Raw genomic sequence first — 13,986 nt, forward strand, 5'->3', positions numbered from 1 at the left:
TGCTTGCCATCTTTCACCCCGGCGGTTAGGGTTGAGCTTATGAAAACCTCTCACACCCTCATTCAGCTCCGCCAGCACCGCAGCCTGTGCCTCGTCAGCGCACGACTGCCAGGCTGAATCGATCTGCCTCGTCTTCTTGCTTTATCCCTAAAAACAGTTCTACGGCAGGCCGCCTTTTCTCGGCCCCTACAACAAAGGATTTCCCGATGAGCATGCTCAAAGACCCGTCTTCGAAGTACCGTGCGTTCCCGACCATCGATATCCCGGACCGCACCTGGCCGTCGAAAACCATCACCGAAGCGCCGATCTGGTGCAGTTCCGACTTGCGTGATGGCAACCAGTCGCTGATCGAACCGATGGACGCCGCGAAAAAACTGCGTTTCTGGAAGACCCTGGTTGCGGTGGGCGTGAAGGAAATCGAAGCCTCGTTCCCGGCTGCCTCGCAAACCGACTTTGACTTCGTGCGCACCCTGATCGAAGACAACCATATCCCCGAGGACACCACCATCCAGGTGCTGACCCAGGGCCGTGAAGACTTGATCGCACGCACCTTCGAATCCCTGCGCGGCGCCAAAAAGGCCATCGTGCACTTGTACAACGCCACTTCGCCGTCCTTCCGCCGCATCGTGTTCAACCAGGACAAGGACGGCATCAAGGCCATCGCGGTCAACGCCGCCAAGCTGTTCGTCAAATACGCCGCCCAGCAGCCGGAAACCCAATGGACCTTCGAATACTCCCCGGAAACCTTCAGCGCCACTGAGCTGGAGTTCGCCAAGGAAGTGTGCGACGCGGTGATCGAGGTGTGGAACCCGACGCCTGAGCACAAGATGATCCTCAACCTGCCCGCCACCGTTGAGTGCGCAACGCCGAACATCTATGCCGACCAGATCGAGTGGTTCGGTCGTCATATCAACCGCCGCGACAGCGTGATCATCAGCCTGCACACCCACAACGACCGTGGCACCGGCGTAGCCGCTACCGAGCTGGGCCTGATGGCTGGCGCCGACCGTGTCGAAGGCTGCCTGTTCGGCAACGGCGAGCGCACCGGTAACGTCGACCTCGTCACCGTAGCCCTGAACATGTACACCCAGGGTCTCGACCCACAACTGGACTTCTCCGACATCGACGGCGTGCGCAAAGTCGTCGAGGAATGCAACCAGATCCAGGTGCACCCACGCCACCCGTACGTCGGCGACCTGGTGCACACCGCGTTCTCCGGCTCCCACCAGGACGCGATTCGCAAGGGCTTCACCCAGCAGAAGGCCGACGCGCTGTGGGAAGTGCCGTACTTGCCGATCGACCCTGCCGACATTGGCCGCAGCTACGAAGCGGTGATTCGTGTGAACAGCCAGTCGGGCAAAGGCGGCATCGCCTACCTGCTTGAGCAGGAATACGACATCAGCTTGCCGCGCCGCATGCAGATCGAATTCAGCCAGGTGGTCCAGGCTGAAACCGACCGCGTGGGTCTTGAGATGACCGCGCCACAGATCTACGCCTTGCTGCAGCGTGAATACCTGCAAGCCAACACGCCGTACGCGCTGGTCAGCCATCGTCTGCAGGAAGAAAACGGCAACAGCTTTGTCGAAGTGGAAGTCTCGGGCAAAGGCCAGGGCGAAACCAACCTGCACTGGAAAGGCAAAGGCAACGGCGCCCTGGAAGCGCTGGTGGCAGGCTTGCCGATTGGTGTAGAGATCATGGACTACAACGAACATGCCATCGGTGCAGGCACCAACGCCAAGGCGGCGGCCTACATTGAGCTGCGTGTGAATGGCGAGCGTCCGGTGCATGGCGTGGGCATTGATGAAAACATCACCACGGCCAGCTTCAAGGCGCTGTTCAGTGCGCTGAACCGCTCGTTGAGCCAGCAGGAAGCGAAAGCGGCGTAAGCCGCGTCGTAGGAATGCAAAAGGCCCCTGGGTGAGCACTCAAGGGCCTTTTTACTTTAGATCTGTGGTGATGCTGATGACCTCTTCGCGGGCAAGCCCGCTCCTACAGGGGGAGTGCACTCCAAATGTGGGAGCGGGCTTGCTCGCGAAAGCGGTCTTTCAGACAAACTCAAACCTATCTGCGTCAAGGTTCGCCGGAAATTTTTCGCGATACGCCGTCAGCTCCGCCGCCTCCAGGCACACCTGAAACACGCCATCCGCCTCCCCTGCACTCAGCAAGGTCTCGCCCTGAAAATCCAGCACCTGACTGTCTCCGGTGTAGGCAAAGCCCTTCCCATCCGTGCCCACTCGATTCACCGCCGCCACGTAGCACAGGTTTTCGATCGCGCGCGCCGGCAGCAAACGGTTCCAGTGCAGGCGCCGTGCACCCGGCCAATTGGCGGTGTACAGCAGCAAGTCAGTGTCCTGGGCATCACGGCTCCACACCGGGAAGCGCAGGTCATAGCAAATCAACGGCCGAATACGCCAACCCTTCAATTCGAACTGCACCTGGCGCTCGCCTGGCGTGTAGTGGTCGTGCTCGCCCGCCATACGGAACAAGTGGCGCTTGTCATAGTGCAACACCTCGCCGTCCGGCCGCGCCCACAGCAGGCGGTTGCGATGACTGCCATCGGCGGCCTGGATAATCACACTGCCGGTGATCACGGCGTTGTACTTCGCCGCCTGGGCCTGGAGCCAATGATGGGTCGGGCCGTTTTCCCGTTCAGCCAGGGTTTCCGACTCCATTGAAAACCCGGTGGTAAACATCTCCGGCAGCACAATCAGATCGGCCCCTTTGGCCTGCTCCAGCAACAGCTCGAAATGTTCCAGGTTGGCCTGACGGTCATGCCACACCAGGCTGGTCTGCACCAGGGCGATGTTCAGGTTGGGTAATGCACTCAGATCACGCATAGTTTTTCGGCTGCTTGTTGCAGCGTCTCCTCGCGTTTGGCAAAGCACAGGCGCACCAGGCGCTGGCCTTGGGGTGGGTTCTGGTAGAACACCGAGACCGGAATTGTCGCCACGCCGTGCTCGCGGGTCATCCATAGCGACATGGCGACGTCATCCAGGTCCGGGCGAATCTGTGAGTAATCCACCAATTGGAAGTAAGTACCGGTCACCCGGGTGAAGCTGAAGCGCGACGGCGCCAGCAAGTCGCAGAACAGGTCGCGCTTGGCCTGGTAGAAAGCCGGCAATTCTTCGACATGTTCCGGGTGTTCGGCCATGAAGTCCGCCAAAGCGTACTGCAAAGGGGTCACGCCGCAGAAGTTGACATATTGATGCACCTTGCGCAGTTCAGCGGTCAGCGCCGGTGGCGCGACCACGTAGCCGGTTTTCCAGCCAGTGACGTGGTAAGTTTTGCCGAAAGAGCTGACCACGAACGCGCGCTGATACAGTTCTTCATGGGCCAACACGCTGACATGGGGCACGCCGTCGAACACCAAGTGTTCGTAGACTTCATCGCTGACCAGATAGATATCGCGGTCGCGGACCAATTCGGCCAACTGGTCGAGTTCGGCGCGGCTGATCAGTGCGCCGGTCGGGTTGTGCGGGGTGTTGAGGATGATCATGCGTGTGCGCGGCGACAGCGCGGCCTTGATCTTTTCAAAGTCCAGGGAGAAGCCCTGCAGGCTCAGCTGTACATGCACGCAGCGACCGCCGGCCAGCTCGACCGAGGGCTCGTAGCTGTCGTAGCAGGGGTCGAACACGATGACTTCATCGCCGTTGCGGATCACCGCCTGAATCGCACAGAAAATCGCGGCAGTGGCGCCGGGAGTAATGGTCACTTCACTGTCGGGGTTAACCGTAGCGCCATAACTGCGGGCGATCTTGGCCGCCACTTGCTGGCGCAGGGCCGGCAGGCCGGTCATCGGTGAATACTGGTTATGCCCGCTGGCAACGTGCTGGCCCACCGCATCGAGCAACGCCTTGGGGCCATTGAAATCGGGAAAGCCCTGGGACAGATTGAGCGCGCCGGTCTCGGCAGCGAGTTGCGACATGGTGGTGAAAATGGTCGTACCGACATTCGGCAGCTTGCTGGTGATCATGGGAGCCCCCTTCGGGTGAGCTGCAAGTTTTAAGCTGCAAGCTGCAAGCAGGTCAAGCCAGCAATCCACCAGGCACAAAAAAGGGCTCAAAAAGAGCCCTGTCTTGCAGCGTGTAGCGGACAACGTGAAGCGGCGCTTATTTCTTGTCGCGGCGCTTCTTGTCGGCCTTCTTGTGGTGAGTCATCAAACGACGCTTCTTGTTCACCTGACGGTCAGTCAGTGTGTTCTTGTTGCCTTCGTATGGGTTCTCGCCACCTTTGAACTCGATACGGATCGGCGTACCGACCAGTTTCAAGACACGGCGGTAGGTGTTTTCCAGGTAACGCACATAGGACTTAGGCACCTTCTCGATCTGGTTACCGTGGATCACGATAATCGGCGGGTTGGCACCACCCAAGTGGGCGTAACGCAGTTTGATCCGGCGGTTGTTGACCATCGGCGGCGCGTGCTCGCCAACCGCGTCTTCCAGGATCTGGGTCAGGCGGTTGGTCGGCCAGCGAGTGACCGCAGACTTGAACGAGTTCTGTACGGACGCGTAGAGGTTACCCACGCCAGTGCCGTGCAGTGCCGAGATAAAGTGGATATCGGCGAACTCAACAAAGAACAGGCGACGCTGCAGCTCGATCTTGACGAAATCGCGCTCGCTCGGCGTCATGCCGTCCCACTTGTTGATCGCGATCACCAGGGCGCGACCAGCTTCCAGGGCAAAGCCCAGCAAGTTGAGGTCGTGGTCCACCACGCCTTCGCGGGCGTCCATCACGAAGATCACCACGTTGGCGTCTTTGATCGCCTGCAGGGTTTTGACCACCGAGAACTTTTCAACTTCCTCGTGGATCTTGCCGCGCTTGCGCACACCGGCGGTGTCGATCAGCGTGTACTTCTCGTCGTTACGCTCGAACGGGATGTAGATACTGTCGCGGGTGGTGCCGGGCTGGTCATAAACGATTACCCGGTCTTCACCGAGCATGCGGTTAACCAGGGTCGACTTGCCAACGTTCGGGCGGCCGATGATGGCGATCTTGATACCGTCTTTTTCGCTCGGGCCAGGAATGCGCTTGGCTTCCTCACCTTCGGCGACGATCTCTTCCTCGCCCTCTTCTTCCTCGGCGTCATCCTTAGGGAAGTCGCGCAGGGCGATTTCCAGCATTTGGGTGATACCGCGACCGTGAGCGCCGGCGACCGGGATCGCGTCGCCCAGGCCCATCGGGCTGAACTCGGCACGGGCCGCCTCAGGATCGATGTTATCGATCTTGTTGGCGATCAAATAGGAACGCTTGTTGCGCTTGCGCAGGTGCTCGCCAATCATCTGGTCGGCAGCGGTGTAGCCCGCGCGGGCGTCCACCAGGAACAACACGACATCGGCTTCTTCGATAGCGAGCAGCGACTGCTCGGCCATCTTTTCGTCCATGCCATGCTCGTCACCGGAGATACCACCGGTGTCGACAATAATGTAGGAGCGCCCTTGCCACTTTGCCTCACCGTATTGGCGATCACGGGTCAGACCGGACAAGTCGCCGACGATGGCGTCGCGAGTCCTGGTCAGGCGGTTGAACAAGGTGGACTTGCCGACGTTAGGTCGGCCCACCAGGGCGATTACGGGAACCATGCGGCTCTCCACTTCGTTATTTCAGAAAATACAAAAGCCGCTGCAAGGCAGCGGCTGGTGCTCGGGGCAGCATATTCAAATGCCGCATGCCCCGCCGAAGCGGGGCCGCCTGGGTTTTACCCCAAGCATAGTTCTTACTTGATGGTCAGGGCTTCCAGCTTGCCGCTGTTGCCATACACGTAAAGCATGTTACCCACGACCAGCGGACGGGCACGCAGGCCGTCGCTGTCGATACGCTCGCGGCCGACAAAACGACCGTCCACCTGGCTCAGCAGATGCAGGTAACCTTCAAAGTCACCTACCGCTACGTAGCTGGAGAATACTTCCGGGGCCGACAGTTGACGGCGGGCCAGAGAGTCGTTGCTCCACAGTGCAGTGGTGGAACGCTCGTCGACACTTTCAACGGTGCCGGACGCCAGGCTTACGTAGACGCTGCCAAACCCTTGGGCGACACCGGCATAGCTGGAAGCATCACGCTGCCAGTTGATGCGGCCGCTTTGCAGGTCCAGCGCAGCAACGCGGCCCTGGTAGGTAGCCACATAGATGGTTTCACCCGACAGCAGCAAGCCGCCGTCGATGTCCACCACGCGATCCAGTTCGGAACGACCTTGAGGGATTGCCACGCGGGTTTCCCAGGCCGGCACGCCGTTCTGGGTATCCAGGGCGACCACTTTACCGGTCGACAGGCCTGCAACGGCCAGGTTGTTGGTCACAATCGGACCACTGGTACCGCGCAGGGTCAACACCGCAGGGGTGCTGTCGTACAGCCAACGCTGGTTGCCGGTGGCGGCGTCCAGGCCGATCACACGGTCATCCTGGGTCTGTACTACCACGACATCGCCGTTGGTGGCAGGCGCTGCGAGCACTTCACTGGTCACGCGAGCGCGCCATTTCTCTTCGCCCGTCGCCGAGTCCAGAGCAACCACGTCGCCTTTGAGCGTACCGACCAACACCATGCCGTAGCCGACACCCACGCCACCGGAAACCGGCAGCTCGAGGTCTTTCTTCCACTTCACGTCGCCATTCATGCGATCCATGGCCATGATCACGCCAGTGGAGTCAGTGGCCACAATGTTTTCGCCGTCGATTGCCGGCTGCAGCAGGTTGTACAGGTCGCCCTGGCCATCACCGACGGAGCGGCTCCACTGCTTTTGCAGGACCACTTCTTCCTTGAAGCTGGTCAGCTCGGCCGGAGGCAGTTCTTTTTTACTGTTGCTGCTGCAACCCGCGGCCAGAACGGCCAGAGCCAGCAATGCTGCATGTTTCCAACGGATCACGTCACGCATCCCCTTTGGCCAAGTCGTCCAGCTTGATTTGTAAGCCACCGACTGCCGCTTCATCAGACAGCGCCGCCTTGGCTTTTTGGTACGCAGCATGGGCTTCGTCGGTACGACCCAATTGGACCAACAGGTCGCCCTTGAGCTCTTCACGAGTGGCCACAAATGCTTTGTCAGCATCGCCGTCGAGCAGTTTGAGTGCTTCGTCAGCCTTGTTCTGTGCCGCCAATACCTGTGCCAGGCGCTGACGTGCGATTTCACCCAGGGTCGGGTTGGTCGGCTTGTCGGCGATGGCCTTCAGCTCGGTTGCGGCGTCATCCAGCTTGCCGGTGTCGACCGCGACTTTCGCGACGAACAGGCTGCCGTATTGGGCGTAGGTGCTACCGCCGAATTCGCTTTTGAGCTTGCCGGCCAGGTCTGCAACCTGGGCAGGATCAGGCTTGCCGTCCGGCGTGAGCGTGGTTTCCAGCAATTGCTGATAGAGGACCGAGGCGCCTTGGGACTGGTTGGCCTGATACTTGTGCCAGGCTTGCCAGCCGAACACCACCACTAAAGCCAGCAGACCGCCGGTAACCAGGGGCTTGCCGTTACGCTGCCACCAGTCCTTGAACTCGGCCATCTGCTCATCATCAGTACTCGACACCCCAATACTCCTTAATCGCTAAATTCGGCTGTTCGACAGCTTCAACCCTGCACGACGCAGGTGGCCAAGTGCGCGGCAAGCGCATCAAAGGCAATGTTCTGTTGCTCGCCCTGGCCACGCAGGGGTTTGAAACCTATCACTTGCTGGGCCAGTTCGTCATCGCCGAGGATCAGTGCATACAGCGCACCGCTCTTGTCGGCCTTCTTGAACTGGCTCTTGAAGCTGCCGGCGCCGGCATTGACCTGCAGGCGCAAGTTCGGCAGTTGGTCGCGTACTTTCTCGCTCAGAGCCAGGGCTGCCAGTTCGGCGGCCTCGCCAAAGGCGCACAGGTACACGTCCACCTGACGGGAAATTTCTTCCGGAACCTGCTCCAGGGTTTCGAGCAGCAGGATCAGCCGCTCGATGCCCATGGCAAAGCCCACGCCCGTGGTCGGCTTGCCGCCCATTTGCTCAACCAGGCCGTCGTAGCGACCACCGGCACACACGGTGCCCTGGGCGCCGAGTTTGTCGGTGACCCACTCGAATACGGTCTTGCTGTAGTAATCGAGGCCACGCACCAGTTTCGGGTTGATCACGTAGGGAATACCCGCCGCATCCAGACGAGCCTTGAGGCCCTCGAAATGCGTGCGCGATTCGTCGTCCAGATAGTCGGCCATTTTCGGCGCATCGACCAGTACCGCCTGGGTGTCGGCGTTCTTGGTATCCAGTACACGCAACGGGTTGGTTTTCAGACGGCGCTGGCTGTCTTCATCCAACTTGTCCAGGTGAGCGGACAGGTACTCGACCAGGGCTTCGCGATAGCGGCCCCGGGATTCGCTGGTGCCCAGGCTGTTGAGTTCAAGTTTGACCGCGTCGCGGATACCCAGTTGGCCCCACAGGCGCCAGGTCAGCACGATCAGCTCGGCGTCGATGTCCGGGCCATCCAGGTTGAAGACTTCGCAGCCGATCTGGTGGAACTGGCGGTAACGACCTTTCTGCGGGCGCTCGTGGCGGAACATCGGGCCGATGTACCACAGCTTCTGGGTCTGGCCGCCACCCGTGATGCCATGCTCGAGCACGGCACGCACGCACGCAGCGGTGCCTTCCGGACGCAGGGTCAGGGAGTCGCCGTTGCGGTCTTCAAAGGTGTACATCTCTTTTTCGACGATGTCGGTCACTTCACCGATGGAGCGCTTGAACAGCTCGGTGAATTCGACGATCGGCATGCGGATCTGCTTGTAACCGTAGTTATCCAGCAGGCGCGCGACCGTGCTCTCGAAGTAACGCCACAACGGCGTCTGCTCCGGCAGGATGTCGTTCATGCCACGAATGGCTTGCAGAGACTTGCTCACATCTAATCCTTAAATTCGTTCTTAGCCGCGCGCGATCAGCGCTGCGTCAGCCGCGACCTTCTCGGCCGCTTTCTCGCGGATCAGTCTTTCGAGCTCATCCACCAGATTGTCATTCGTCAACTTCTGCGACGGCTTGCCGTCGATGTAAATCAGGTTCGGCGTACCGCCAGTCAGGCCGATGTGCGCCTCTTTGGCTTCACCCGGGCCGTTAACCACACAGCCAATCACCGCAACATCCAGTGGCACCAGCAAGTCTTCGAGGCGCCCTTCCAGTTCGTTCATGGTTTTCACCACGTCGAAGTTCTGCCGCGAGCAGCTCGGGCAGGCAATGAAGTTGATGCCACGGGAACGCAAATGCAGGGATTTGAGAATGTCGTAACCGACCTTCACTTCCTCTACCGGGTCCGCCGCCAGGGAGATGCGGATAGTATCGCCAATCCCTTCGGCGAGCAGCATACCGAGACCCACCGCAGATTTCACTGTGCCTGAGCGCAAACCGCCCGCTTCAGTGATACCCAGGTGCAGCGGCTGCACGATTTCCTTGGCCAGCAGGCGGTAGGCTTCTACCGCCATGAACACGTCGGAAGCCTTTACGCTGACCTTGAAGTCCTGGAAATTCAGGCGTTCAAGGTGTTCAACGTGGCGCAGCGCCGATTCAACCAGCGCGGCCGGGGTCGGTTCGCCGTATTTCTTTTGCAGGTCTTTTTCCAGGGAGCCGGCGTTGACGCCGATGCGGATCGGAATCCCGCGATCACGGGCAGCATCCACCACTGCGCGCACACGGTCTTCGCGACCAATGTTGCCTGGGTTGATGCGCAGGCAATCGACGCCCAACTCGGCAACACGCAAGGCGATTTTGTAATCGAAGTGAATGTCGGCAACCAGCGGCACCTTGACCAGCTGCTTGATGCGGCCGAAGGCTTCGGCAGCATCCATGTCCGGCACGGAAACCCGCACGATGTCTACGCCGGCCGCTTCCAGACGGTTGATCTGGGCGACGGTGGCGGCGACATCATTGGTGTCGCTGTTGGTCATGCTCTGTACCGCGATGGGGGCGTCGCCACCCACCGGCACTGAGCCGACCCAGATCTTGCGCGATACGCGACGTTTGATTGGAGATTCGCCGTGCATGACTATTGTCCCAACTTGAGGCGAGCGGTCTCGCCACTGGTGAACGGCGCTACGTCCACAGGCTGGCCGTTGTAGGCCACTTGCGCGCCACGGGCAAAGCCCAGACGCAGCGTCAAAGGAGGCTTGCCGCCTTGGTCAAGCGTATCTCCCTTACGCTTCAAACCGCTGAACAGCACTTTGCCGTTGCCATCGGTGACTTGCGTCCAGCAGTCAGCGACGAAGGTAATCTGGATATGCCCGTCGCCAGCGACCAACGCAGGCGCAGCAGGCGGCGCAACGGTCGGCGCGGCCGGTGCAGCTGGCGCGGCGGTCGCTGGAGCCTGTGCGGCAGCGGCTGGGGTATGGGCCTGGGCAGTTGGCGCGGCCGGGGCCGCCGGTACGGCTGGAGTCGGCACGGCAGCAGTCGCCGCGGCAGTACCCGCTTCCGGCGCGGGCTGCTCGGCGGTGGCCGGTGCTTCTGGCGCGGCTTGCCCTTCGGCAACGGCCTGGTCTTCCGGCTCGTCCAGCGGGTGAATCTGGGTGGTGCCGTCGGCGCTTTCGACTTCGACGTGCTCCATGGCGTTGCTGGTCAGGTCCTTGCTGCGCTGGGAGGTCTGGTCTTGCCACCAGACGAAACCGCCGCCGATCACGGCAATCAGCAGCAACAGGCTGACAATTCGCAAAATCGTGTGGGAAACCCGCACCGGCTCTTCGATGCGACCCAGGCCATGCACATTGCTGCCCTGAGAGTCGGTGCCGGTAAATTGGTCGAATTCCTGGACCAGCACGGTCTGGTCAATGCCCAGCAACTTGGCATAAGCGCGGATATAGCCGCGGGCGAAGGTATGCCCTGGCAGCTTGTCGAACGCGCCGGCTTCCAGGTTGCCCAGGGAAGTCGTGGTCAAATTGAGCTTGAGGGCCACTTCTGCCAGCGACCAACCATTGCTTTCGCGGGCCTGACGCAAGGTCTCGCCTGGGTTTACGCGATTAGCTGCTACAACTTCCGGGTGCGCCGCTTTCATCATTGCTCCGACAGGTATTGCTGATATTCCGGCGTACCGGGATAGAGTCGTTCGAGTTGCTGGCCAAAACGTGCGGCGGTGTCGCGTTCATCATGAACCGTCGCCAGCCGCACACCGAGCAATAGACTACGTGCATTTTGCCCGCTGAGCAGGCTAAAACGCTCGTAATAGTCACGTGCCGGCACATAATGCCTGTCTTCGTAAGACAACTCAGCCATTTCGAGCAACGCGCGTGGCTGACGACTGTTCAAATGCAGGGCTTTTTCCAGCTGCTGGCGCGCGCTGTCGCGCTGGCCGAGGCGCATCGAGGTGACCCCAAGGTTCTCGAACACCCGCGACCGCTCCGGGTAGAGGGCGTCGGCAGAGGCTTGTTGGAAATAACGGGAAGCCTGGTCATAACGTTTCTGCTCGAACAGGAAGCTGCCGTAATTGTTCAGCAGCCGAGGGTCGGCAGGACGCGAGGCCAAGGCCTTGTGGAAATATTGATCGGCCAACTCAGGCTCGGCCTGGGCCTGGAACACCAAAGCCAGCGCGGCATTCGCGTCGGCATCGTCGCTGTCCAGCTCAAGGGCCTTTTTCAACGGTACCTTGGCCTGCTCGCTCATGCCTTGTCGCAAATAACCCAAACCCAGTTGCACATAGGCAACTCGCGCCTCGTCACGGCCTTTACCCGTCTGCAACGGGCTGTCATGGCCCGATGAAACACAACCGGCCGCGAGGCCGGTAACTAGCAAAAGCAGCGCAAGGCGCAAGGGCATAGAGATCCTCTCTCAGATTCGATTCACAGCAATTTGCGGCAAATCTTCGGCGGCGTTAAGTTCGCGCACGGCGATATAACGTTCGCTACGGCGGGTGCGGTCCATCACCTGCCCTACCAATTGGCCACAGGCGGCGTCGATGTCTTCACCACGAGTGGTGCGTACGGTGACGTTGTAGCCGGCCTGGTGCAGTTGATCCTGGAAACGGCGGATAGCATTGTTGCTCGGCCGCTCGTAGCCAGAATGTGGAAACGGGTTAAACGGAATCAGGTTGATCTTGCACGGGGTGTTCTTGAGCAACTCGATCATCTCGACGGCGTGCTCAACCTTGTCGTTGATGTCCTTGAGCATGGTGTACTCAATGGTCAGCACACGCTTCTCACCCAAGGTCGCCATGTAACGCTGGCAAGATTCGAGCAGCATCTTAAGCGGATACTTCTTGTTGATCGGCACCAATTGGTTACGCAATGCGTCATTGGGTGCGTGCAGCGACAACGCCAGAGAGACGTCGATGTGCTTGGCCAGCTCATCGATCATCGGCACCACGCCCGAGGTCGACAGGGTCACACGGCGCTTGGAAATGCCGTAGCCCAAGTCGTCCATCATCAAATGCATGGCCGCAATAACGTTGTCGAAGTTCAGCAGCGGCTCACCCATGCCCATCATCACCACGTTGGTGATGGCACGGTCGACGGTTGCCGGGACGCTGCCAAAGGATTTGTTGGCAATCCACACCTGGCCGATGACTTCGGCGGCAGTGAGGTTGCTATTGAAGCCTTGCTTGCCGGTGGAGCAGAAACTGCAGTCCAGGGCACAGCCTGCCTGGGACGAAACGCACAACGTGCCGCGCTTGCCCTGGGGAATGTAGACGGTCTCGACGCAGCTGCCGGACGCCACGCGCACCACCCACTTACGGGTGCCGTCGCTGGAGATGTCCTCGCTGACCACTTCGGGACCACGGACCTCAGCAATGGCCTTGAGCTTGTCGCGCAGGGCCTTGCTGACGTTCGTCATGGCGTCGAAATCGTCGACGCCAAAGTGGTGAATCCACTTCATTACCTGACCGGCACGGAAACGCTTCTCCCCGATTGAGTCGAAGAATTTCTCCATTTCCGGCTGAGTCAGACCCAGCAGGTTGGTTTTAACAGTCGATGTAGTCATGGATTCACCCTCACTCTTTAAGCCGATGCTTAGCGAGCGGTTACTTCAGTAGCAGCGAAAAAGTACGAGATTTCGCGAGCAGCAGCGGCTTCGGAGTCCGAACCGTGAACAGCGTTGGCGTCGATGGACTCAGCGAAGTCAGCACGGATGGTGCCGGCAGCAGCTTCTTTAGGGTTGGTAGCGCCCATCAGCTCACGGTTCAGAGCGATAGCGTTTTCGCCTTCCAGAACCTGAACAACAACAGGACCGGAGATCATGAAGGCAACCAGGTCGCCGAAGAAACCACGAGCGCTGTGCTCAGCGTAGAAGCCTTCAGCTTCAGCTTTGGACAGTTGCTTGAGTTTCGAAGCTACAACCTTCAGGCCGGCTTTTTCGAAACGAGTGGTGATCTCGCCGATGACGTTTTTTGCAACAGCGTCAGGCTTGATGATGGAGAAAGTACGTTGAACAGCCATGGTGTAACTCCAGAAACGGTAATTTACGAAAAATTAAACCCGCGAATTATACGCGGGTTATTGGGTATTGCCTAACTGCGTAATAAGGCGGTTCAGTCTGCTTCTTCGATCCACAGGCCTTGAATCGCCTCCAGAACCTTTTCGCCACCCCGGTCGGGGATGTCGTCAAAGTCCGGCAGCTCCATCACCAGATTGCGCAGCTTGACGAAGTTGACCGTCAGAGGATTGACCTCTGGGTGGGCTTCAGCAAGTTGTATAGCGATTTCTTGTACATCAACCCATTTCAGGCTCATGACATTTCCTTGAATCAATGCGGTGCTTCGGCCGCATGGTTGAGGGAATATTTCGGAATTTCGACGGTGATGTCTTCAGTCCCAACCTTTGCCTGACAGCTTAGGCGAGAAGTCGCTTCAAGGCCCCACGCGCGGTCCAGAAAGTCTTCTTCCAGCTCATCCGCTTCTTCAAGCGAGTTGAAACCCTCGCGAATCACGCAGTGGCAGGTGGTGCAAGCGCAAACACCGCCGCAGGCACTCTCGATCTCGATGTGGTTGTCATGGGCAACTTCGAGGATGGACTTGCCGGTCTCAGCCTCCACGACCATACCGTCCGGGCAATGCTCGGCGTGTGGCAGAAAAATGACCTGCGGCATT

The 13,986-nt window shown here is 59.6% G+C and carries 14 protein-coding genes; 1 reads left to right on the forward strand and 13 read right to left on the reverse strand.

Annotated elements, in window-relative coordinates; all coding sequences use genetic code 11:
• Window positions 1-206 precede the first annotated feature (206 nt).
• A complete protein-coding gene (gene leuA, locus AB5I78_RS23960) occupies window positions 207-1,886 on the forward strand; it encodes a 2-isopropylmalate synthase (protein WP_083356880.1) in 1,680 nt (559 codons plus the stop codon).
• Between the two features lie 159 nt (window positions 1,887-2,045).
• Here the strand turns inward: leuA and AB5I78_RS23965 are convergent, their stop codons facing one another.
• From AB5I78_RS23965 to fdx, 13 genes are all read right to left on the reverse strand, one after another.
• A complete protein-coding gene (locus tag AB5I78_RS23965) occupies window positions 2,046-2,837 on the reverse strand; it encodes an amidohydrolase (protein WP_369302137.1) in 792 nt (263 codons plus the stop codon).
• Complete coding sequence (locus AB5I78_RS23970) at window positions 2,825-3,973, reverse strand: pyridoxal phosphate-dependent aminotransferase (RefSeq protein ID WP_369302138.1); 1,149 nt, start codon at window positions 3,971-3,973, stop codon at window positions 2,825-2,827. Before AB5I78_RS23970 ends, AB5I78_RS23965 begins: the two co-directional genes overlap by 13 nt.
• Window positions 3,974-4,109: 136 nt before the next feature.
• A complete protein-coding gene (der, locus tag AB5I78_RS23975; RefSeq protein WP_122489126.1) occupies window positions 4,110-5,579 on the reverse strand; it encodes a ribosome biogenesis GTPase Der in 1,470 nt (489 codons plus the stop codon).
• A 134-nt stretch (window positions 5,580-5,713) separates the two neighbouring features.
• On the reverse strand, window positions 5,714-6,865 hold the full coding sequence (bamB, locus tag AB5I78_RS23980) for an outer membrane protein assembly factor BamB (RefSeq protein ID WP_145164194.1): 1,152 nt from the start codon (window positions 6,863-6,865) through the stop codon (window positions 5,714-5,716).
• The gene (locus tag AB5I78_RS23985; protein WP_177410102.1) at window positions 6,858-7,475 is read right to left on the reverse strand and encodes a tetratricopeptide repeat protein; all 618 of its coding nucleotides are present in this window, start codon (window positions 7,473-7,475) and stop codon (window positions 6,858-6,860) included. The genes bamB and AB5I78_RS23985 overlap by 8 nt, the downstream gene beginning before the upstream one ends.
• 65 nt (window positions 7,476-7,540) lie before the next feature.
• The gene (gene hisS / locus AB5I78_RS23990) at window positions 7,541-8,830 is read right to left on the reverse strand and encodes a histidine--tRNA ligase (protein ID WP_106578273.1); all 1,290 of its coding nucleotides are present in this window, start codon (window positions 8,828-8,830) and stop codon (window positions 7,541-7,543) included.
• Between the two features lie 21 nt (window positions 8,831-8,851).
• A complete protein-coding gene (gene ispG, locus AB5I78_RS23995) occupies window positions 8,852-9,961 on the reverse strand; it encodes a flavodoxin-dependent (E)-4-hydroxy-3-methylbut-2-enyl-diphosphate synthase (protein ID WP_025859271.1) in 1,110 nt (369 codons plus the stop codon).
• 2 nt (window positions 9,962-9,963) lie between these two features.
• Window positions 9,964-10,962, reverse strand: a complete 999-nt coding sequence (locus AB5I78_RS24000) for a RodZ domain-containing protein (RefSeq protein WP_369302139.1) — start codon at window positions 10,960-10,962, stop codon at window positions 9,964-9,966.
• A complete protein-coding gene (gene pilW, locus AB5I78_RS24005) occupies window positions 10,962-11,720 on the reverse strand; it encodes a type IV pilus biogenesis/stability protein PilW (RefSeq protein WP_119736829.1) in 759 nt (252 codons plus the stop codon). The genes AB5I78_RS24000 and pilW overlap by 1 nt, the downstream gene beginning before the upstream one ends.
• Before the next feature lie 12 nt (window positions 11,721-11,732).
• On the reverse strand, window positions 11,733-12,881 hold the full coding sequence (gene rlmN, locus AB5I78_RS24010; RefSeq protein WP_005791178.1) for a 23S rRNA (adenine(2503)-C(2))-methyltransferase RlmN: 1,149 nt from the start codon (window positions 12,879-12,881) through the stop codon (window positions 11,733-11,735).
• 29 nt (window positions 12,882-12,910) lie between these two features.
• Window positions 12,911-13,336 carry a nucleoside-diphosphate kinase gene (ndk, locus tag AB5I78_RS24015; protein WP_003175956.1) on the reverse strand — a complete coding sequence of 142 codons (426 nt, stop codon included), beginning with the start codon at window positions 13,334-13,336 and terminating at the stop codon, window positions 12,911-12,913.
• A gap of 92 nt (window positions 13,337-13,428) precedes the next feature.
• A complete protein-coding gene (gene iscX, locus AB5I78_RS24020) occupies window positions 13,429-13,629 on the reverse strand; it encodes a Fe-S cluster assembly protein IscX (protein ID WP_003238461.1) in 201 nt (66 codons plus the stop codon).
• Between the two features lie 14 nt (window positions 13,630-13,643).
• Complete coding sequence (gene fdx, locus AB5I78_RS24025) at window positions 13,644-13,985, reverse strand: ISC system 2Fe-2S type ferredoxin (protein ID WP_015885743.1); 342 nt, start codon at window positions 13,983-13,985, stop codon at window positions 13,644-13,646.
• Between the last annotated feature and the right edge of the window lies 1 nt (window position 13,986).

The organism is Pseudomonas sp. N2-3-1-14 (genome assembly GCF_041228395.1).
Taxonomy (GTDB): domain Bacteria; phylum Pseudomonadota; class Gammaproteobacteria; order Pseudomonadales; family Pseudomonadaceae; genus Aquipseudomonas.

Coding starts and splice junctions, on each gene's coding strand:
- leuA (WP_083356880.1), top strand. CDS start 207: ATGAGCATGCTCAAAGACCCGTCTTCGAAGTACCGTGCGTTCCCGACC.
- AB5I78_RS23965 (WP_369302137.1), bottom strand. CDS start 2,837: ATGCGTGATCTGAGTGCATTACCCAACCTGAACATCGCCCTGGTGCAG.
- AB5I78_RS23970 (WP_369302138.1), bottom strand. CDS start 3,973: ATGATCACCAGCAAGCTGCCGAATGTCGGTACGACCATTTTCACCACC.
- der (WP_122489126.1), bottom strand. CDS start 5,579: ATGGTTCCCGTAATCGCCCTGGTGGGCCGACCTAACGTCGGCAAGTCC.
- bamB (WP_145164194.1), bottom strand. CDS start 6,865: ATGCGTGACGTGATCCGTTGGAAACATGCAGCATTGCTGGCTCTGGCC.
- AB5I78_RS23985 (WP_177410102.1), bottom strand. CDS start 7,475: ATGGCCGAGTTCAAGGACTGGTGGCAGCGTAACGGCAAGCCCCTGGTT.
- ispG (WP_025859271.1), bottom strand. CDS start 9,961: ATGCACGGCGAATCTCCAATCAAACGTCGCGTATCGCGCAAGATCTGG.
- AB5I78_RS24000 (WP_369302139.1), bottom strand. CDS start 10,962: ATGAAAGCGGCGCACCCGGAAGTTGTAGCAGCTAATCGCGTAAACCCA.
- pilW (WP_119736829.1), bottom strand. CDS start 11,720: ATGCCCTTGCGCCTTGCGCTGCTTTTGCTAGTTACCGGCCTCGCGGCC.
- rlmN (WP_005791178.1), bottom strand. CDS start 12,881: ATGACTACATCGACTGTTAAAACCAACCTGCTGGGTCTGACTCAGCCG.
- ndk (WP_003175956.1), bottom strand. CDS start 13,336: ATGGCTGTTCAACGTACTTTCTCCATCATCAAGCCTGACGCTGTTGCA.
- iscX (WP_003238461.1), bottom strand. CDS start 13,629: ATGAGCCTGAAATGGGTTGATGTACAAGAAATCGCTATACAACTTGCT.
- fdx (WP_015885743.1), bottom strand. CDS start 13,985: ATGCCGCAGGTCATTTTTCTGCCACACGCCGAGCATTGCCCGGACGGT.